The sequence below is a fragment of the Roseibium hamelinense genome (genome assembly GCF_007830545.1).
Taxonomy (GTDB): domain Bacteria; phylum Pseudomonadota; class Alphaproteobacteria; order Rhizobiales; family Stappiaceae; genus Roseibium; species Roseibium hamelinense.
Genome location: NZ_VLLF01000007.1, coordinates 183,398 through 204,202 on the forward strand (window position 1 = coordinate 183,398; position 20,805 = coordinate 204,202).

15 protein-coding genes and 1 tRNA gene are annotated in these 20,805 nt (G+C 58.2%); 8 read left to right on the forward strand and 8 right to left on the reverse strand.

Annotated elements, in window-relative coordinates:
• The first annotated feature begins 73 nt into the window (after positions 1–73).
• The 5 genes from JM93_RS14850 to JM93_RS14870 all read left to right on the forward strand — a co-directional run bounded on the left by JM93_RS14850 (position 74) and on the right by JM93_RS14870 (position 8,989).
• On the forward strand, positions 74–3,139 hold the full coding sequence (locus tag JM93_RS14850) for a FecR domain-containing protein (RefSeq protein WP_170230674.1): 3,066 nt from the start codon (positions 74–76) through the stop codon (positions 3,137–3,139).
• A gap of 229 nt (positions 3,140–3,368) precedes the next feature.
• Positions 3,369–3,444, forward strand: a tRNA-Phe gene (locus JM93_RS14855).
• A gap of 366 nt (positions 3,445–3,810) precedes the next feature.
• The gene (locus tag JM93_RS14860; protein WP_208995196.1) at positions 3,811–4,719 is read left to right on the forward strand and encodes a homocysteine S-methyltransferase family protein; all 909 of its coding nucleotides are present in this window, start codon (positions 3,811–3,813) and stop codon (positions 4,717–4,719) included.
• Positions 4,720–5,034: 315 nt separating this feature from the next.
• Positions 5,035–6,594 carry a proton-conducting transporter transmembrane domain-containing protein gene (locus JM93_RS14865; protein ID WP_145344890.1) on the forward strand — a complete coding sequence of 520 codons (1,560 nt, stop codon included), beginning with the start codon at positions 5,035–5,037 and terminating at the stop codon, positions 6,592–6,594.
• 16 nt (positions 6,595–6,610) lie between these two features.
• Complete coding sequence (locus JM93_RS14870) at positions 6,611–8,989, forward strand: YbcC family protein (protein WP_145344893.1); 2,379 nt, start codon at positions 6,611–6,613, stop codon at positions 8,987–8,989.
• A 161-nt stretch (positions 8,990–9,150) separates the two neighbouring features.
• Here the strand turns inward: JM93_RS14870 and JM93_RS14875 are convergent, their stop codons facing one another.
• The 7 genes from JM93_RS14875 to JM93_RS14905 are packed head-to-tail and all read right to left on the reverse strand — an operon-like array spanning position 9,151 to position 17,066.
• On the reverse strand, positions 9,151–9,747 hold the full coding sequence (locus tag JM93_RS14875) for a sarcosine oxidase subunit gamma (RefSeq protein ID WP_145344896.1): 597 nt from the start codon (positions 9,745–9,747) through the stop codon (positions 9,151–9,153).
• Positions 9,740–12,691: a sarcosine oxidase subunit alpha family protein gene (locus JM93_RS14880; protein WP_145344899.1), complete on the reverse strand. Its 2,952-nt coding sequence runs from the start codon at positions 12,689–12,691 to the stop codon at positions 9,740–9,742. The genes JM93_RS14875 and JM93_RS14880 overlap by 8 nt, the downstream gene beginning before the upstream one ends.
• Complete coding sequence (locus tag JM93_RS14885) at positions 12,688–12,984, reverse strand: sarcosine oxidase subunit delta (protein WP_145344901.1); 297 nt, start codon at positions 12,982–12,984, stop codon at positions 12,688–12,690. The genes JM93_RS14880 and JM93_RS14885 overlap by 4 nt, the downstream gene beginning before the upstream one ends.
• 5 nt (positions 12,985–12,989) lie before the next feature.
• Positions 12,990–14,261: a sarcosine oxidase subunit beta family protein gene (locus tag JM93_RS14890; RefSeq protein WP_145344904.1), complete on the reverse strand. Its 1,272-nt coding sequence runs from the start codon at positions 14,259–14,261 to the stop codon at positions 12,990–12,992.
• Entirely contained in the window at positions 14,258–15,667 is a 1,410-nt protein-coding gene (locus tag JM93_RS14895; protein WP_145344906.1) for an amidase, read from the reverse strand. The genes JM93_RS14890 and JM93_RS14895 overlap by 4 nt, the downstream gene beginning before the upstream one ends.
• A gap of 2 nt (positions 15,668–15,669) precedes the next feature.
• Positions 15,670–15,879: a hypothetical protein gene (locus tag JM93_RS14900; protein WP_145344909.1), complete on the reverse strand. Its 210-nt coding sequence runs from the start codon at positions 15,877–15,879 to the stop codon at positions 15,670–15,672.
• A 32-nt stretch (positions 15,880–15,911) separates the two neighbouring features.
• Positions 15,912–17,066 (reverse strand): M24 family metallopeptidase, encoded by a 1,155-nt coding sequence (locus JM93_RS14905; RefSeq protein WP_145344912.1) that lies wholly within the window; start codon positions 17,064–17,066, stop codon positions 15,912–15,914.
• Between the two features lie 239 nt (positions 17,067–17,305).
• Here JM93_RS14905 and JM93_RS21975 point away from each other — a divergent pair, with 239 nt between their 5' ends.
• The 3 genes from JM93_RS21975 to JM93_RS14915 all read left to right on the forward strand — a co-directional run bounded on the left by JM93_RS21975 (position 17,306) and on the right by JM93_RS14915 (position 18,852).
• Positions 17,306–17,593, forward strand: coding sequence for an NAD(P)-binding domain-containing protein (locus JM93_RS21975; protein ID WP_208995197.1), 288 nt, complete (start codon positions 17,306–17,308; stop codon positions 17,591–17,593).
• A gap of 54 nt (positions 17,594–17,647) precedes the next feature.
• Positions 17,648–18,109 carry an aspartate dehydrogenase domain-containing protein gene (locus JM93_RS21980; RefSeq protein WP_208995198.1) on the forward strand — a complete coding sequence of 154 codons (462 nt, stop codon included), beginning with the start codon at positions 17,648–17,650 and terminating at the stop codon, positions 18,107–18,109.
• A 77-nt stretch (positions 18,110–18,186) separates the two neighbouring features.
• Positions 18,187–18,852 (forward strand): GntR family transcriptional regulator, encoded by a 666-nt coding sequence (locus tag JM93_RS14915; protein WP_145344915.1) that lies wholly within the window; start codon positions 18,187–18,189, stop codon positions 18,850–18,852.
• A gap of 44 nt (positions 18,853–18,896) precedes the next feature.
• Here the strand turns inward: JM93_RS14915 and JM93_RS14920 are convergent, their stop codons facing one another.
• Positions 18,897–19,976 carry a YeeE/YedE family protein gene (locus JM93_RS14920; protein WP_145344918.1) on the reverse strand — a complete coding sequence of 360 codons (1,080 nt, stop codon included), beginning with the start codon at positions 19,974–19,976 and terminating at the stop codon, positions 18,897–18,899.
• Between the last annotated feature and the right edge of the window lie 829 nt (positions 19,977–20,805).

Below are 20,805 nucleotides of genomic sequence, written 5' to 3' on the forward strand. Positions count from 1 at the left end.
AGTCTTGACGAGGCTCACACTTTAACAATCGGGCCCGCGCCTGAAGCCCGTAGCCAACGTGCCGGAGATGTCTATGCGCCCAGTCTTTCGAGACATGACGTGCTTGGTTCTTTTTACAGCTGTGTCCTCTGCCGTCATGAGCAATTCCGGTCAGGCTCAAGGTCGGGATGTTGGCGTAACAGCCGCAGTGAACCAGAATGCCTTCGGGACGGCCCCGGGGGCGGTTAGGCGAACCGTTGTGCTCGGCGAGAGCATTATCTTCAACCAACGGATTGAAACCTCGGGTTCTGGCCTGGTGCAGGTGCTTCTTCTTGACGGGTCGACATTTACCGTCGGCGCAAACTCGGATCTCGTAATTGACGAGTTCGTCTACGATCCAGGCGCCGGCAGTGGCAAGCTTGTAGCCTCTTTCGGCAAGGGTGTTGCCCGGTTTGTGGGCGGCAAACTAAGCAAACAGCGCGAGGGAGTTACGGTCAACACCGCGGTTGGAACGATCGGCATTCGCGGTGGAATTGCCAATCTAAATCTCTCGGGTGCGTCGGCAGCATTTTCCCTTTTGTTTGGCCAAGAGATTACCTTCACCGGCCTCAGCGGCAAGCGGGGCCGGGTGTATCAGGCAGGCTATACCCTCGAGATCGGGCCACGCGATGAACCGCGCATCCGAAAGTCACGGCAATCCGATTTGAGCGCTGTCCAAACGGCACTTTCCAGCCAGAGAGGCCAGCAGGGCGGAATTGCCCGGTCACCGACCGACACCCAAATAGCAAACGCGGCTTTGACAGCCGTCAATTCTGGTTTGGGGATTGTTTTCACGACGCCCAGGCCAAAGCCTGATGGCGTGGTGCGGTCCACAAAATTGGCAGATGTTGAGTTCGAATTGCTGGATGTGAACATCGTCACTCAGGATGCGACCAACAGTCTGATTGAAAAAGAAATCGCTGATGGGAGCGTGCCTCCCGGGGAGACGCCAGGAGATAATCCGGGTGAGACCCCTGGTGAGACCCCAGGTGAGACCCCAGGTGAGACCCCGGGCGAAACACCAGGAGAAACCCCCGGTGAGATGCCAGGTGGCGCGCCTGTCGATGGGCCGGTATCAGACACGGCGGATGTTCGGTTGTTTCGATCCGGCTCAGAATTCACTCCCTCGTTTTCGCCGGGACTCGCCATTTCTGCCCCCGGCACACAGGGGCTGATTGGCGGTCCGGGCGGCTTCAACGAGACTGTCGTATTCGGCATTGGAGAAGTGCTGGATGGCGGCGCAGACCGGATTTGGGTAGGGGATTTGGGAGAAGACACCGTCTACATTTTTGATCCGCAAACACCTGCATTCAAATATTTCTCTCAATCCATTACCGATGGTGGCTTCATCTACGAAGCGTCGGACTCTGGTGTTGTGCCCTCAGCGCCGGAGGTCACCGTACCAACCGATGGGAGCATCGTGGCGAATGCCCAGGGTGTTCTAGTGAACGATGTTGATTTTGCATCTTTTGCGTATTTTCCGTCGCTGACCGCGGGGCTTTCGCCAACCTACAATTACGGCGGCACGGACGTCATTCTCGGCATCTACGGAGAAGCCACTGACTATTCGAACTTGGGGAACGCCGAGGATCCGGAAACCGTGCGCGCTTACCGCCTTTACGGCGATCCGCTGACCGCTTTCCAGCTTGGAAACGGAACCGAGACCGGTGGGCTCGACCCCGCCTCTTCTGGCGCGTTGTTTCTAAATCCTCTGGCCGCCGCCGACCTTGGGGCTGACTTTGTTGGCAATGTTGTGTCTTCTGGTCTGTTGATGATTGAAAACGAACCAGACAGTCTTGATGGAGCTAAGTTTCTTGCGAGTTCGTTTTTGATTTCCGGTCAGGGCAATTCGCAAAAATCATTTGTTTCTCTCGGCGTTGGCGAAGTGGCCGACAATGGTGGCGGACCTCAGATCGACTTCGACCGCCGCGGCGGACACCGGTTGGAAGCGACAGACTTTGCTGGGTCTTATGAGGGACGGATACAAACGCTCGAAGGGGCGCAGGGCGGATCCTTTTTTGGGGACAATGCCAAGAACTTCGTTCTGTCTCCGGATCTGGCATCAAGTGATGCCTATCTGGACACTTATGCGGTTTTGCCGTCCGGCACGAGTGCCGCCGATCACATTAGCGCCACGCAGCATACAGCTGCGCTCCAGAGCGAAACCGCAGTCAGCGGCTTGGAGCGCACAGCCCATGACTATAGTGGCTTTGCTGCAGGTATGCTTGAGACGACGGCCTCCACATTCAGCACATCAAGCAATGCTGTCGCCTTTGCAAACAGCCACCCGGAAGACCTTACGCTTTCATTTGATCCGGACGGCAACAGCTTCAATGCGAAAATCAGCGTCGCAGATGTGTTCAGCCGCGACGATGAGGTAGAGTCCATCACGATCGGTTTTGGCACCACTATAGATGGGGGAGGGTATGACCGTTCCGTATTTATCGATGATGATACCTACGCCGCCCGCGACTCTTCTGAAGCGAACTCCGCATATCTGGCGCTGAGCAATGGTCAAACAGTGTCCCATGCAGGAAATGATGGCCCCAACAGCTATTTGATACCGAGTACTTTGGTTGAGAGTGGCGATGATGGGGTCTTTTCATCAACAGTTGAATGTGCCTGCGAGTTTTTGGAGTGGGGATACTGGGGAACTGCGATTGATGCGGAAGATGCAGCGCTGAGCGATGGCCGGCGGTTTGACAACATTCATCTTGGTACTTGGGTTGCAGGGGATGTGACGGATAGCATTGATTTGCCGAGAACGGGGAGTGCATCCTATGCCGGTCATGCGGTCGGCAATGTCGTGAATGGCAGCACCCAATATCTGGCGAGTGGCGCCTTTGGCATGAGTGTTGATTTCGCGGAACGGTCGGGGGTTGGAACGGTCACCGGCTTTGACGGGCGCAATTTCACTGCTGTCATGCTGGAGCAGCAGGTCGGGACTGGAAACTTGTTTTCAGGTCTTGTTGTCGGTGGCGGTGTGGGCGGCGATATGAACGCTTCGTTTGTTTCAGGGCCGGCCTCCAATCATCAGGGCGTTATTGGAAATTTCAACGTTCAGGAAACAGGTGTGTGGAGCGCAACCGGCATTCTTGCAGGCGAGAAAGTCTCACCTTAAGGGCTGCCCTGTTCGTCCGGTTCGCCCTATCGGTAAGGTGCGCGGCAGCTTCGGTGTACCCGGATCAAGTTCCAACCGGGCGAAATGCATAAATTTCAGTAGGTTATTCTAGTTATCCAAAGCCGGCCGGATTGTTCGAAAAACTTTGCCGGGGCGCTGGACAAGGGCCAAATCAGCTTCTATAAGGTCCCAACTTTCAGCGAGTGGGCGCTTGGCCCGCAACGCAAAAGCCCGGATAGCTCAGTTGGTAGAGCAGCGGATTGAAAATCCGCGTGTCGGTGGTTCGAATCCGCCTCCGGGCACCATAACTCTTCAAAATACTCCAGATCACCAAAGCGAACCACGATTACCTGGTGTGTTTGCGTGACGATTGTTCAATCCGGACCCTTGGCCTTGGCCATTGATCTTTGGGGCCACAGGACGGGAGGCGCTAACAGCGGTATTTACGCGAGCCATCTTCGGTGTCCGCTAAACTTCAGAATTTGTCCGGGACACCCTGTCGCTTGCTATCAGGCCGTCAGACCTGTTTTGTGCCGACAGTCATTGTCGTTTGGTGTTTTTTGCCCGCGCTTAAAATCCATGTGAACCGTTCAGCGTATCAGATCACTTGAAGGCCACAGCACAGTCCACCAGTTAACAAACGCTCGGGCAGCAAGAAAGCAGGGCGGCGCGTGAAAAACATAACAATTCTTGACGGCGGTATGGGCCAGGAGCTTGTTCATCGCACAGGACGCGCTCCAAGCGGTTTGTGGTCTGCTGCTCTGATGCGAGAGAACCCGGAACTGGTGAAGCAGATTCACAGTGATTTTTTTGCAGCCGGAGCCGAAATCGCAACAGCGAACACCTATACGCTTCATCGTGACCGCCTCCGGCCGGCCGGGCTTGAGCATGAATTTGAGCAATTGCACCGCTTGGCGTGTACTCTGGCATGTGAAGCCCGGGATGCACATGGGCAGGGTATTGTGGCCGGTGCTCTGGGGCCACTGGGTTGGTCCTACAGTCACGATGGCGCACCGCCCCCGGCTCAATGGGCAGAGCTCTACAATGAAATATGCGCCCTGCAGCTGCCGTATGTGGATCTCTTCCTGATTGAAACCATTGGCTCTATTTCACATGCACTCAGCGCTCTGCATGGCGCGTCGGGGCATGGAAAGCCCGTCTGGCTGGCCCTGACAGTCGACGATGCGGACGGAACAAAACTGCGGTCGGGTGAAAGCCTTGAAAAAGTGCTTGGGGCGCTTCAGGTGCAGCCACCGGATTGTTTGCTTCTCAATTGTTCTTCCCCCGAAGCCGTGACGCAGGGCCTGACGGTCTTGAACGGTTGCGCTGTTCCAACCGGGGGCTATGCAAATGGGTTCACCGGCATCGAACATTCTTTTTTGAGAAAGGGCAGCAGCGTTTCCGCGCTGTCCGCCCGGGAGGATCTGACCCCGGCCCTTTATGCCGATCAGGCTGAGCATTGGATCGCTTCAGGAGCCAAAGTCGTAGGAGGATGCTGCGAGATCGGGCCAGCGCATATTGCTGAGCTTTCGCGCCGGTTCGGCACCATGGCATCCAGCTCCAATCCCCACGATGCTTGAGGGCCAAACCTGCGTCGCCTTGGCTGTTTGACCAGCACATTGGTATCTTTCGGAAAAGGCCAACCCTAAAGAGTTCTTGTCCGCCTGGGTCACATCGCTCGGGCGCGGTCCATAGCTTCGCAAATTTAAAGGGCAGTTTAGGATTGGGCGCTGGTCCCAGCCCGGTCGACCGGAGGCCCGACTCAGTCTTTGACAGGCTGATGAAGGGCGAAAGCCAATTCATTCTGTAAAAGAGAACGTTTCTGTCATTTATATATATTTTTCTTTGAGAGTGCTGTGACTTAAACCCGTGCGACCCCGGAATGGAGAAGTCTCATGGTGTTTTCATTTTTATTTTTGGCTCCCCTTGTCCTGCTGGCAGCGGCGGGTGTTGCGTGGCGCCATCCCGGCCGTCGGCCCGACGGTGTGCCAATGATCGCCGAATATTCCGCCCTAGCTGCTCTTTTCTTGGCATTTTTGAGTGTAATCCAGTTTGTGCTCGGAGGACCGTCTAAACTGTCCATTTTTTCCGGCCCCGCCGTCTTGGTCCTTCAGGCGAATGCGGTCACAGTTGCGCTGGGGCTCCTCGTAGCGTTCATCGGCTGGGTCGTGACCCGCTATAGCCGCACCTATCTGGATGGCGAGGCGCAGGAAGGCCGGTTCCATGCGCTCATGCTCGCCACGCTGGCGGCCGTCTTGCTCTTTGTGCAATCGGGCAGCTTCGTTCTTCTCATCGTCTCCTCGGCGCTGGTCGGCCTCGGACTGAAACGTTTGCTGCTGTTTTACAGCAGCCGTCCGGAAGCCAGACGGGCGGCAACCAAATTTACACTCGTTTGGCACGGCGCGGACGCGGTGCTGGTCCTGGCTGCGGTGCTGCTGTTTGCAAGTTTCGGCACCGGTGACTTCAGCGTCATAACAACGGCCGCCTCCGAGGCCGGAACAACTTGGGTGTCGTCTCTTGCAATCGCGCTCGTTGTTGTCGGCGCCATCTTGAAAACGGCCGCGTTCCCGCTGCACGGCTGGCTGACCGAAGTCATGGAAGCCCCGACCCCTGTTTCTGCCCTTCTTCATGCTGGTATCATCAACTCTGGCGGGGTTCTGCTGATCGCGCTGTCAGGTCTTGTGCAGCTGAGCCCGGGCGCGATGGCAGCGCTTGTCATGATTGGTGGGTTGACTGCGATTTTCGGCGCGGCCGTGATGTTGACCCAAAGTGCGGTCAAGACCTCCCTTGCCTGGTCGACAGTGTCTCAAATGGGCTTTCTGCTCTTGCAATGCGGGCTCGGGCTTTGGGCGCTGGCCCTTCTGCACATCATCGCCCATTCGCTCTATAAGGCGCATGCGTTCCTGTCATCCGGAGGGGCTGTGCAAGCGGTTGCGGGCCTGCGCCGTCCGGGGCCGATCGCGGTGCCAAGCGTTGCAGCGGTGCTCAAGTCCTTTGCGCTGGCGCTTGTCCTTTATGCGGTGATTGCAACACTCTTCACAGTGGTCATCGGGCCCAAGACGGCACAGGCTCTCGCCCTTGGTACGATCCTGATCTTCGGGGTCGCCTATCTGGTTGCCCAAGGCCTGGCGGACCTTGCTCCGGCCGACCTGACCAAGCGCACCGCATTGGCCTCGCTTGGCGCGGCCGTTGCGTACTTCGCTTTCCAGGCGCTCGCGCATGGCATCTGGGGGCCGTCGGTGCCGGCCGCCCCTGTGCCCGGTCCGCTGGAATGGGCGCTGATTGTACTCGCGGTCGCGTCCTTCGGACTGGTGGCGTTTGCGCAGGCATTGTTTCCGCTCTGGGCACATCATCCGTCAACTGCGGGCCTTCGGGTTCACCTCGCCAACGGCTTTTATCTGAATGCCCTGCTGGATCGCGCCATTGGCGGCTTCCGCATCGCGAAAATCGACTGAGATCATGGAGACAGATATGTTTATCAACCACGCGCAGATCGCACCTGCTCTCATGTCGGCCGTCTTGAAGGCCGCGGAACGGGCGGCACGGCGGATCCCGCCCGCATTCCCGCTGGAGGCAACCGTTGCCGTCAATCCGTTCCTCGGGCAAACCGGCGAAGACCTTGCCAGCGCGTCCGCGCGGCTGCAGAGGGTTGCAGGTGTCCGGGCAACACGGTCCCGTTCTGACTATGCGGCCGCCATTGCCGCCGGTCACATCACCGATGCAGATCTGCAAGCCGCCCTTACAGCGTCCGTGTCGCCGCTCAAGCCGCAGGACATTGCCGCGCTCAAGGCATTTGCAGCTGCGGCAGACGACAAAGAACCGGCGGCCCTCCCGACTGTTGCGGACCTTGCGGCGGAGGCGACCGGCACAGATTGGCCCTCGGTCATTGAAAAGACCTTTGGCGTCTGGGCAGCGGGCCAGTTCGACCGGGGACAAGCGCTGTGGTCTCCCGCGCCAGGGGCTCAGGCCTTTGCATCCTGGCGCGCCTGGGCCACCCATGACCTGACGCCCGAGATTGCCGGTCTCAGCGGGTTTTGCGCCCATGTTGCCGCCGCACCAGACACCTCAGAGCGTGCGATTTTCAGGACCGCCGAAGCCCTCGGTCTGAACGAGGCCGCTGCGGAGACCATCTTCCACCGCCTTTATATGGATCTTGGAGGCTGGCCGCAGCATGCACGCTGGCTGCTGTGGCAGGCAGAACTGGACGGCAAGACCGACCAGACCCTCACCGATCTTCTGGCGATCCGGCTCATCTGGGAAGAGGTGCTGCTGGCGCATGTGCCCGGGATTGCGGACAAGTGGGCCGAAACCGTCGTGGCGCATGCAGCCCCTGTCACGCCATCGCGAGAAGATATTGCCCTGGGCATTCTTCAAGACGCTCTGGAGCGCAACCATCAAGTAAAACTGTCCGGCCTGCTGGACGGGAAGAAAGAAACGGGTACGCGTCCGGCGCTGCAGGCCGCGTTTTGCATTGACGTTCGCTCCGAAGTGTTCCGGCGGGCACTAGAAAGTGTCGATCCTGCAATCGAGACGATCGGGTTTGCCGGTTTCTTCGGCCTTCCTCTGGCCCACAAGGGGCATGGATCGGATACCGTTGAGGCGCATTTGCCCGTGCTTTTGAAGCCGGGATTGGAAACCACCAGCCATGGCGATCCCAAGGACGAGCAGAAAACGCGGATCGCCGCGCGCACGGCCCGGGCATGGGGGCGCTTCCGTCAGGCGGCCGTATCGTCATTCGCCTTTGTCGAGGCAGCCGGCCCTCTTTATGCAGGCAAGCTGCTGCGCGATGCCTTGGGCCTTGGTGCCAAGCCGTCAGATCACGCCCCTGCGCCACATGTGGCAGGTGGGCTGGATGCCAAGACCAAAGCGGACACGGGTGCTGCCGTTTTAGGTGCCATGAGCCTGACCGATACGTTTGGAAAGGTCGTTCTGCTCCTCGGTCACGGCGGTCAGGTGACGAACAATCCGCATGAAAGCGCCTATCATTGCGGGGCCTGCGGCGGATATACAGGCGAGGTTTCAGCCCGGCTTCTCGCCACCTTGTTGAACGATCCTGAAACGAGGCAAGGGCTTGCCGAACGCGGGATCGATGTTCCGGAGGATACTGTCTTCGTTGCCGGTCTTCATGACACTACTGTCGATGAGATCACGCTGTACGATGATGTTCTGCCGGCAGGCGCAAACAAAGACATTGATCGCGTTAGAGACTGGCTAAAGCAGGCCGGTCAGATCGCGCTGGCCGAACGGGCTCCCGCCTTGCCCGGTGCAACACCGCAGACGGTTCCTGACCGTGCCCTCAATTGGGCCGAGGTGCGGCCCGAGTGGGGTCTGGCCGGATGCGCGGCCTTCATCGCCGCTCCCCGCAGTGCAACGGCGGGCAAGGACCTCGGGGGGCGCAGCTTCCTGCACAGCTATGATTGGCAGAAGGACAAGGGCTTCGGAACGCTTGAGCTGATCATCACCGCGCCCGTTGTCGTGGCGAGCTGGATCAGCCTTCAATACTACGGCTCCTCAGTGATGCCGGAGGTTTTCGGAGGCGGCAACAAGCTCATTCACAATGTGGTCGGCGGGATCAGCGTGATCGAAGGCAACTCAGGCCGCCTGCGGCCGGGCTTGCCATGGCAGGCGGTTCATGACGGCGAGCACCTGATGCACCAGCCGCTGCGTCTTTCCGTCATGATCGAAGCGCCGCGCGAGGCCATCCTGGATGTTCTGGAGCGTCATCCCCAGGTCCGGGAGCTCTTCGACAACGGCTGGCTGCATCTTTTCACGCTGCAAGACGGCAAGGTCGACGCACGTTACAAGCCCGGCCTGGCTTGGATGGAGGCGCCGTCATCTCTGGCCGCCTGATCCGGCACCACGTTCGGCTGGGCAACGAATGAAGAGCCAAGAGGCGGTAACTTTTCCGCCTCTTGCGCAACATGATGCTGGCTATACCCTGCGCCGGGCTGAGATTGCCCAATGAACCGGCGTGATGAAAATGTCCTGAGCGCTTTGCAATGCTGAAGTTCCTACCGTGCGCGTGGTTCGCCTGACCGCACCACCTCGGCCCCGAATTGTGTTGCGCTTTCGGTCAAGAGTTCCCAGATTGAAGCAGCAAAGCTGCGTGGCAAAAGCAGATTGAAGCCCTCCTGACTACGCCACAGTGTTATTCCGATATGGTGGATGGCGCTGGAGGCAACAGATCCAGTTGGAAAGGTCTTGCCGGACAGGTTGAGCGGCAAGAAACGGTTCAACAGGCCTTCCGCGTCTGGGCCGCTGACACGGATCCAGGTCCTTGAAGATGAAAGATCGAGCTCCGCCCCGAGTTCATTCGGCAGGCCGGCCTGCTCCGCTGGCATAGTGGGAGCAATCAACCACCATTTGAGCGGCTCGACTCGCATCAAGGTTCCGCCGGCGCCCTCGACACACTGGCCGGGACCTGGAAAAGTCTCGCAGTTTCCGAGACGTGCCGCATACTGGCCTGCTGCTTCCAGCTGTTCCGGCCAGGCAGAAATCTGGGTCAGCGAAAAGCCCCCAACCTCCGACAGGGTCACGCCGATGACACCGCTCGTGCCGAAACGCCCCAGCGATAGATGGCTTTCTAGGGCGGATGTCCATTCAGCCATGCACTCTCACTCCTTCCGGGTCGACCATATGCGGCGACACGATTTCAACCTCGACATCACCAGACCGGGTCGGATCGGATGCAATAACCGGAAGTCCGCGCCAGGCTTCCACTCCGCCTGAAATATAACCGATGCCGATCCAGTGGCCCAAGGCTGGCGAGTGGGTCACTGCGGTGATCCAGCCGTCGCCAAACCCGGAGGTCCCGTCCGGCGCGCACAAGATCGAACCTCCCTTAAACCGCTGGCTTTTGTCCTTTGGGAAGATCCCAATCAGCTGCGGGCGGTCTTGCCGGAGAAGCTCCGGCCGCTGTCGCAGGGCGCTGCCGATGAAAGCCTTTTTGGTCGAGGCCATCTTGCCAAGGCCGGCATCGTCGATGGTCACCCTCCCGTCCAGCTCGGCCCCGGTAACATGGCCTTTCTCGATCCTGAGGGTCCCGAGCGCCTCCATGCCATAGAGGCAGCCGCCAAGCGCCTTTGCAGATGGCCAGAGCAGATCCATCATTGCTTCGCCGAAGCCCGCCGGGACATAGAGTTCATAGGCTCTTTCGCCGGAAAAGCTGATCCGCGCGATCAACGCGTGAATGTTACCCTTGAGAGTTACACCGGCAACACCCATGAACGGCAACGCCTCATTGGATATGTCCGTACCGTCCTGGAGTATTGCAGAAATCGCCTCGCGGGACTTCGGGCCGGCAATAGATACGCCCGCCCAGTGATCCGAAACAGAACTGACATGGACCTTCAGATCCGGCCAGCGGGTTTGCAACAGTTCTTCAAACCAGACCATGACCTTGCCGGCGTGAGCGGTCGTGGTCGTCGTCAAGAAATCTGTCTCCCCAAGGCGCCAGGTTGTGCCGTCATCCATGACCATACCGTCGTCGCGCAGCATAATGCCGTAGCGCGCCTTGCCGACGGGGAGCTTTGCGAACCCGTTTGAGTAGACCCGGTTGAGAAATTCGGCCGCATCCGGCCCCTGAACAGCAATTTTCCCAAGCGAGCTGACATCGCAGATCCCCACGGTTTCGCGAACAGTGGCGGCCTCACGAACATAAGCCTCGTCGATGGTTTCGCCGTCTTGCGCGAAGTACCATGGCCGGTGCCACAAGCCCGCTTCGGTCATGGTCGCACCATGGCGCAAGTTCCAGTCATGCAGCGGTGTGCGGCGCAGCGCCTTGAAATGACCGGCAACATTGCGGCCCGCCAGCGCTCCGATTGCTACAGGCGTGTATGGCGGGCGGAACCGCGTCGTTCCCACATCCGGTATGTCCTTACCCAGCGCATCGGCCATCAGTGCCAGGCCGATGACATTGCCCATCCTACCTTGATCCGTGGCCATGCCGAGCGTCGTGTAGCGCTTCAGATGCTCAACAGAAACAAAGCCTTCCTGATGAGCAAGACGTATATCGTCACCGGTAACATCGTGCTGGAAATCGACAAAGGCTTTGGACACACGGTCTGAAGCGCGGACCTCATACACCGGCTTGATGGTCCTGGCCCAGCCACCGGGTGCGATGGTTTGAAAGGCTTCCCCCGTGGCCCTTTGGGCTGCGGCAACGCCGGACGTTTCACAGGCCTCCCGAGGCCAAATTCCCGCGGCTGATCCTGCATGAAATATCGGTTCTTTGGTTTGTCCGGGCAGGAAGCAGGCCTGTTCGGCATTCCAAGCCGGCTTGGCTCCGCGGTGCGAGGACAGGTTGACCACTGGCGACCAACCACCGGAGATCAAAAGCAAATCGCAGCCCTGTTTGCCCGCGGGTTTCCATCCGTTCCCCGTGTCTGCCGCCAGCTCGACACCCGTAATGTTTGGGCGCCCGAGCGCTTCAAGAGGGGCAAGGCCATATTGGATCGACACCCTTTCAGATGTGCCGGCGTTCTGTTCCGCCCGGCTGTCAATGACGGTAACCTGAGCGCCGGCAGCTTCAAGGTCCACGGCCGTGCCGTATGCGCTGTCATTGTTCGTTGCGATCAGGATCCGGGTGCCGGGCAAGACCCCGTAGCGGTTGAGATAGACCCGTGCTGCGGCTGCGGTCATGACACCGGGACGGTCGTTGTTTTCAAAGGCAATTGACCTTTCCAAGGCGCCAGTTGCCAAAATTGTCGCCCCGGCACGCACTGTCCAGAAACGTTGGCGTGGCAGGCTTGGGTCCGGATTCCTAAGATGATCCGTCACCTTCTCCAAAAGCCCGGCCGTGCCATCGTCGTACAGACCGAAGGCTGTCGTGCGGGTCAAAATGTGCACGCCCGCATTGCGAACGGCCGTCACCAGTTCGGCGCGTTTCGGCTCAGCGGCAGGATCGTTCAGATAATCGCCGCCCAGTTCAAAATCCTGTTCCACCAGAAGTACGTCGCGGCCTGCTTCGGCGGCCGTAAGCGCGGCGTTGAGCCCTGCAGGCCCCGCTCCGACAACCAACACATCGCAAAAGCCATGAGCATGATCGTAGTGATCTGGATCCGGTGCGCGCGACGCTGTGCCCATGCCTGCTGCGCGGCGGATCAGCTTCTCATACTGCATCCATAGACCTGTGCCGCTCCCCCATTCGAATGGAGGCAGGCCCATGAAGGTCTTGTAGTAGAAGCCGGCGGCGAAAAATCTTGAAAACAGGCCATTTACCGCTCCCAGATCGAAACGCACATTCGGCCAGGCGTTCTGTCCGGTTGCGGTAAGGCCGTCATAGAGTTCTTGCATGGTGGCCTTGACGTTCGGCTCCCGGCGTGTGTCCTTTCCAACCGTGACGATGGCACCAGATTCCTCGACACCCGCTGACATGATTCCGCGTGGCCGGTGATACTTGAAACTTCGGCCCAGAACCGTCTCGCCGTTTGCCATCAACGCGGAGGCCAGGGTATCGCCTGCAAACCCGGACAGCGCCTTGCCATCCCAGTCGAATGTGACTTTCTGATTGCGGTCGATCCGCCCGCCGCTTTCCAGACGCCGCGCGGTCATGTACCGGCTCCCTCTTTAGAGTGAAGAGCCGCAGCGATACCTGGATGGGCCGGCCGGACCGAATGGATCTCGTGGGTCAGCGTGTCGCGTTCGATCGTGAGCCAAATGCGGCAACCGTGAACATGCTGCCAGGTTTCAAGCTGCACCCCGCAAATGTTCTCCCTGAGGAAGACCGCGTCATGCCATGCTTCTCGCGGCGCTTCGAGTTCCGGATAGACAATCGATCCGTCGCCGCCATATGTGAATTCGCTGTGGTCGCGTGGCCCGCAGAACGGGCAATTGATTCTGATCATTGGACTTATCCGTGCAGCTTCGGGTCGGGACCGGCACCCCGTTCATCGATCTGGAGTCCGCGCTCGAACCGTTTCAGGTCAAAACTCCGGATGCGCTCGTGAGGTCTGTCATTGGCGATCAGGTCAGCAAAATACCAGCCTGAAGCAGGGGTCGCCTTGAAGCCGCCGTAATTCCAGCCGGCATTCAGGTAGAGATTGTCGAGCGGGGTCTTGCAGATGAAATGTGTGCCGTCCATCGACATGTCGACGAGCCCGGACCAATGGCGCAACAGCTTCACTCTGCCCAGACAGGGCAAGATGGACATCGCCGCTTCCGCGCAATCTTGCACGATGGGAAGATTGCCACGCTGGGAATAGGATTTGTACCAGTCCAGGTCGCCACCAAAGACCATTCCGCCCTTGTCGGACTGCGAGATGTAAAAATGCGCCCCGCCAATGCCAAACACCACGACCTGGTCGAGCAGGGGTTTGAGGGGCTCGGATACGAACGCTTGCAGCAAGTGCGATTCAATCGGCAGTTTTCCGAGCCCTGCCATGGTCCAGAGCCGCGAGGTGCTGCCGGCGACTGCAAAGGCGACTTTTCCAGCCCGTATCGTGCCGCGTGAGGTTTGCAGTGCGCTGACGCTGCCGCCTTCGCGGACAATTCCCTGGACTTCGCATTGCTGCAAAATATCCACACCGCGGGCATCCGCCGCGCGGGCATAACCCCAGGCCACCGCGTCATGCCGGGCTGTGCCCGCGCGCTTTTGAACCGCCGCACCCACAATCGGGAAACGTGCGGTCTTGCTATAGTTCAAATGCGGCACCGCCCGCTTGAGTGTTTCAAGGTCCCAGATTTCTGCATCCGGCGTCCCGGTCCGGCGCATGATGTTGTAGTTGCGTGCGGCGGCATCGACGGCCCCGGGACTGTGTAACAAAGAAATGTGAGATCGCTGGCTGAACATGACATTGTAGTTCAGCTCATGGCTCAGGTTTTCCCAAAGCGTCAGGGAGTGCTCGTAAAATTCACGGTTGCCCGGACGGGCGTAGTTAGACCGCACGATTGTCGTGTTGCGTCCTGCATTGCCGCCGCCAAGCCAACCTTTTTCGAGAATGGCGATGTCTTTCAGTCCGTGATTGGCAGCAAGATAGTAGGCTGTTGCAAGACCATGCAAACCACCGCCAACTATAACGATATCATAATGGGGCTTCGGCTCGGGATCGCGCCATTGGCGGTCCCATCCTTTCTGGCCCGTTAGGCCGTTTTTGATGACACTCCAGGCAGAAAATCGCGTCATTGTTTTTTCAGTGTCCTCAAATCAGGCAAGGGGATCGCGAACTTGTCATTGCGCTCAATCGCGCGCGAGGCGCGCAAGACAAGGGCTTCTTCGAAGTATCGGCCGACAAGCTGAACGGAAACCGGCAAACCTTCGGAGTGCATGCCGCAGGGCACACTGACCGCAGGATTGCCGGTCATGTTGAAGAACGTGGAATATCGGGTTACGGCGTTGCCCGTGGGTTCGCTGACCCCGTCTACCATCACGTGAGATTGACCAAGTTTCGGGGCGATAATCGGAGTCGCGGGTGTCAACACCAGATCCACATCTTTGAAGATACGGCTGGTCTCCTGGCGGTAACGTGCTATGAAGCGCTTTGCCCGGATGTATTGCTCGGCAAGGATGCATTGGCCTACGGCGAGGCCGGCGCGGAAATCCTCGCCATAAAGGTCGCCGCGATCTCGCAGATGAGTAGAGTGGGCGCTGAGCGCTTCAGGCATCTGAATTGTTAAAGAGACTGTACGGGTTTGCGACATGTCTGGGAAGGTCACCGGCACAAGCTTAGCACCCTCGTCCTCAAGGAAGCGCTTGACCGCTTCGACATGTGAGAGAATTTCCGCATCGCAGCGCTCGTAGAAAAAGGCCCTGGGAATTCCGATGCGCAAACCCGAGACACCTTCTTCAAGCCCGGCCGCGTAATTTTCTTCTGGCACGTTGACCGATCCGGGATCTTCCGCGTCAAAGCCGGCAATGACGGAGAGAATGTCGGCCGCATCGGTGACTGTCCGGGCCATGATCCCGACGTGATCCAGTGTCCAGCAATACGGCACCACACCGGTGGTCGGCACAAGGCCGGCCGTAGGTTTCAGGCCGACCTGACCGCAAAAGGCGGCCGGCACACGGACAGAACCGCCGGTGTCCGTGCCGAGGGTGAAGGCTGCAAGACCGAAAGCCAGCGCCGCCGCGCTGCCGCTGGAAGAGCCTCCGGCAATGCGAGTCGGGTCATAGGCGTTGGCGCAGGTGCCAAAATGCGGGTTTTCTCCTGTCGCGCCATAGGCAAATTCATGTGCATTCAGTTTGCCAAGGCTCACTGCCCCCGCCTTTCGCAGGCGGGCAACGCAGGTGCTGTCCCGATCTGCAATACGATCGTAAAAGACCCTGGATCCGGCCGTGGTTGGAACGCCTTTGACGTCAAAGAGGTCCTTGGAGGCAAAAGGGATCCCGCCAAACAGGGCCTCAGTGCCTTCCAACGCATCTGCCTCACGCTCGGCCAGAGCCGATGTATCGGTGATGTAGGCCTTCGAAACGTCATTGTGTGCAGAAATGCGTTCGGCGAACAGGGAAACGAGTTCCCGCGGCCCGATTGCACTGTTCTTCAGCAAATGGCGCAGATGCCGGACAGACGCATAGGCCAAGTCTTCATGCATGGTCAGACCGTGTCCTTTTGAACGGCACCCGCTGGCGGCAAGGTGCCAAGGTCGATCTTGCCAAGCGCATCGAGTTCCTCCAGTAGATCCTGAAACCCGGTAATGACGCCCAGTTTGGGGTCAGTCAGCTCGCTTATCTCGGCCTCTTTCCAGAGCTGAGACGTCATCTGCGTGCAGATCCCCGTTACCGTTGATTTGGTCAGTCGTTCCATAAAGTCACCTTTGGACTGCGAACCGGCGGCCGCTACCGGATGATAAGGTCGTCTGGCGTTTCGGCGGTAAGCACCGCACCGCCCTTTTCTGTCACCAAAACGGTATTTGAGATGAAGTAGTCGGGAATGGCGGTGTTGGTGAACCAGGAATGTGCATGGATGACCATGCCGACCTCGATCGTCCTTTCGGAATGCGGAAAGAGGCTGGTGACCATCGATCCGCCGGTCCAGCTGGGCGGAAAGCCGATGCCGACAAGGTAGCCACAATGATGGCGATGATAGTCGTTCAGCCCGGCAGAGCAGGCAACCTCGCGCCATGCATCGTAGGCGTCTCCGGCTTTCGCACCGGGTTGAAGGGCATGACAAATGGCGTTCATCCCTGCTTTCGCGGTTTCGACCGACTTTTCGATGCCCGGCGGAACACTGCCCACATAAACAAGGCGGCCCATGGGCGCCTGATACTTCCGGTAAGCGGCGCAAGTCTCCAGAAACACGGCATCGCCATTTTTGAAGGTTTCGCCGCGCCAGGTGGTGTGTTCCTCTCCCAGCCGCGTAGTGGGCCGGATAAAGGGGCCAAACCCGGGATATTCGCTGCCCTCCAAGATTGAGGCCCGCATATATTCTGCGGCAACCTCATAGTCTGTCGCCCCATCGCGCAATGCATTGATGCACGCAATCGTTCCCAGATCCGCGGCACGTGCTGCCTTGCGCGTGTAGTCCATTTCGAGCTCTGATTTGACGAGACGCAGATCGTCAATCACGCCAGATGCATCCAGCCAAGTGGTCTTGGCGTCGGCCATGATGTTTTCGCCGTGATGAATATGCAAAAAGAGGCTGCGCTTCTCGATGCCGACCCTGCCACCCGTCAGGCCAAGGTCGCGCATCGCGGCATGAACATAATCCGCGAGTTCTTCATGGTCCTTGTGGCCGTAAAAGCGCGCGTTGGAGACTTGATTGTCGAAGGTGATGCGCTCCATCGCGCGGCAACACAAAGCCATTTCGCCATTGCGGTTCATGACCAGGACATGGGCGGCAAAAAACCCCCAGTGGTCCATGCCGGTCAAATAATAGATGCTTTCGGGCACAGAAATCAGGATGCCGTCGAGATCGCTCCCGGCAAGCGCATCGCAAGCCTTAGCGACACGCCGGTCGAGTTCCTCTTTGGGGAAGGCGGGAGCATTGGTCATGCGTTGATCCCTTCTTGGTCTCTTATGGGGAGAGGGGTAAAATAATTAGGTATACCATTAAATGTAAGAATTCATATTTCAGCAAGAGATTAAATCTATATCCTGCAAAAAAAATCCAAAATTGGCGAATTTTGGCAAAAAAACCGAGGATCGACCCAGGTTGATATGGGTTCATTTTGCGGACTTGATATAAAGGTGTACCATTTATTGATTATCTGCGAACGAGAGGAGACACTCGCATGCAAATCGGTATCGCGGGCACGGGCGCGGTCGGGCTGAAGGTTGCCGAGGCTCTCGCGCAGAATGTTATTCCCGGATGTGAGCTCTCCGGGATCGCAGCCCGAACTCCGGAGCGTGAAAGGGAAACGGCTGCAGTGCTGTCTGCTCCGGTCCGTTTTATGTCTTTTGATGATCTGGCCGACCGGTGCGAACTTGTTGTCGAGGCGTTGCCGCCTGCGCTGTTCGAGGCTCTGGCCCGGCCGGTTTTGAAAAAAGGCAAGCTGCTTGTGGTTCTGTCCGCCAGCTAGCTGCTTGGCAGGGAGGACCTGATCGACCTCGCGCAGCGCAGCGGCGGGCGCGTTTTGGTTCCGTCCGGGGCCATGCTGGGTCTTGATGCTATCAAAGCGGTTGGGGTCGGGGCCATAAACACGATCACCATCGAAACACGAAAACCGGTCGCCGGCCTTCTTGGTGCGCCGTACCTTCAAAAGGCGGGTCTGGACCTGAGCGGATTGGACGAAGCGGTTTGCATCCTGGCCGGATCGGTCACAGAGGTTGCCCGGGAGTTTCCCGCAAATGTGAATGTCGCCGCCGCTCTCAGTCTTGCCGGGATCGGCGCCGATCGCACTCGTATGGAGGTTTGGGCGGACCCGGCTCTTCAGCGCAACCTGCATACGGTCCGCGTCACATCCGACAGTTCCGACTTCACGATGCAGATCCAGAATCGTCCGAGCGCGGAAAATCCGGCAACCGGCAAGATCACGCCGCAAAGTGTAATCGCGCTTTTGAAAGACTTGTCCACTGTCTTGCGCGTTGGCACGTGAGGCGCCGGGCGGTTATTTGGACCTGAGCGCCATTCGGCGATAAACACGGGCCAACAACAGTGAACAACCGGAGAGCAATGACCAAAGAGGACATATATGAGCAGCTGCGCATGCGCATCTGCCTGTTGGATCTTGCGCCGGGGGCCAAGTTGAATGAGCGTGATTTGGCGGCGGAATTCGGCATCAGCCGGACGCCGATGCGCGCTGTTCTGCAACGATTGGAATATGACGGGTTGATCGACAGCCAGCATGGCCGCGGCACAACGGTCACCAGCATCGATCTCAATGGCATGCGCGATATCTACCGGGTACGAATGCATCTGATGGATGCTCTTGCGGAATCCGAGCCTGCGCCTGTGACAGATCAAATGCTGGATGAACTCGACCAGCTGTTGATAGAATGCGCGGATCTGACCGAGGCCCGCGACAAACGACGGTTTGCGCAGATCAATATTCGGTTGCACCGCATCATTCATGGGCTGGCACCCAATGACGTTTTGCGCGGCTTCAACGAGGTGCTTTTCTTCCAGTCCGCGCGCTTTTGGTTCCTGCTGCTGGACGACCTCGATTTTGCCGAACAGGCAGGTGCGCTTGCCGATGAGGTCCGCATGGTCCGCCGGGCTCTTGCGCTGAAAGACGTCAAGCTGGTTGCCTCAATCCATAAAGCCCAACTCGCCATGGTTCTGTCGTCTATCACCCGTCACGATCGGCTCTTCGAAGAGCAGCTTGAACGGCTGGTTTGAAAGACAACACTTAGACGCTTGGGGAGGCGGGTTGGTGCCGCGTGTCAAAAAGAAGGTGACAGCGTCTTTCCCACTTCAGGCCAGTGTTCCAGCAAATGATCGGTGGCAACAGCTGAGACCCAGATGCCGATCAGGGTCAGCCAAGCCGTTACCGCGAACAGCGAAGCCCCGGTTATACCCGCACCGACTGCGCAGCCGCCGGCAAGCATCCCGCCAAATCCCATGAGCGCCGCGCCACTGAGATATCGCGCCATGGACGGTCCGCTTTCAAAGCCCTGAAGCAGCAATTGCCGGGTGATCATGGCTGCCATGAAAGAGCCCAGAAAGACGCCAGGAACCAGCCCGGTGTTGAAGTCGATTGTTTCAAGGGGCGCATTTAAAAATAGCATCAACATGTCGGCTGAGGGGCCTGTGAAGGTGACCCCGTCAATTGATACCGGATCAAAGGCTTGCCGGGACATGGATGTGGTGAACCATAGCGCAAGCGGAATGGTCAACCCGACGCCAACAGCTGTTGCCGTGTGCCGGATGGAACTCCTGTTTCGAACGGCAAATGCCATTCCGGCGATGAACCATAAACCGCCAAATAGAAAGACCGCAGCCTCTGTCATTCCAAGAAAGGAAGTCAGATCATTGCTGCCGATATCGGTCGTTGTCCACAAGCCGGACAGCCAGTCGCGCATGGGTTTTAAGATGCCATGCAAGCTGGCCTGAGCAACCACGGCAAACACAAGGCCGGACAACAAGGCTCTTAGGTTTCCGGTTGCGGACAGAACCAGAAGACGGCTGGCACAACCGCGGGCCAGAACCATCCCGATGCCAAACATTGAACCGCCGATCAAAGCGCCGGAAAGGCTTTGCGGCGATGCCAGCTGCCGGGTTTCCTGCACATCGATTTGTCCGGATTGCGCGAGAAGCTGCGTTGCCAGAACGGCGCTTGAAAAGGCCAGCAGCCAGATCGGCAGGCGGTCTGACGGTTTGCGCCGGGAAAACTCCAGCGCCGCCGCCCGCAAGCAGAACCGGCTCTGCTGCGCCAGGGCGCCGAACAGGACGCCAACAGTCAGACCGCCAAAAACAAGCAGTGTGGGTTCAGACAGTCGGTCAAGAAGCGTAGTCAAGTCCATAGTCGATCCGATCCGGAGGGCTGTGCGGACAGCGATTGCAGATCACGGGACTGTGCCAACAGGCTGATTGCCACCGCATTGACCGATCTCAAGGTTAGATCAAAAAATGCGAAAATATGAATGTGTTTTTCGCTAACACCTACATTTGTGCTTGGACCGCCACGCAACCAGATTATTCGGCCTGAACGAGGCTCAGGATCCCATTGTGCCATCAGCTCGTTGGGCTTTGGCACCCTGACAGCACGGGTTGGCCGGGTGGCAACGCAGATATTGGCAAGCAAGGTTATTACCAGTGCGTTGATTGAACACGGCCGGTGAAGCGATTGATATATCGAGGGCCGGGGCTGGGTGAAAGGCCAAGCTGCCACCCGTTAATTGGCAGCGCCACCTCGTCAAAATGCGGCTGGTCATTCGGCTCGGCTCGGTGCCGGCGAATGCAGACCTTGGAAGGTTTGCCAAGCCGATTGGCTCAATTTCGGGCCGTCTTCCGTTTGAACAAGCCGCCACGGCCAAAAGTTTTCCGGCGTTGCCTACGCCTCTGTTGAACCAAAAATACGCCTAAACGGCAAAAGCAATTTCTTTGAGCGCAGAACGGAAGGTTTTGGATCCTGATGGCCTCTGCCAGCCCAAAATGCTGACGAGCGCAAGCACACCAAGGCAACTTGGCAATGGCGTCATCGGCCTATGCGATTTTTCGTGATTTGCACAAACTATGCGAGCATTATCGCATTTTTCACCTTGTCATTTTTGAACGGTTATGCATCTGATTGTATATCAGCAAGATGCAACTTTATAGTGTTTTGCTGAAAAACGAAAAGAAAAGGATATT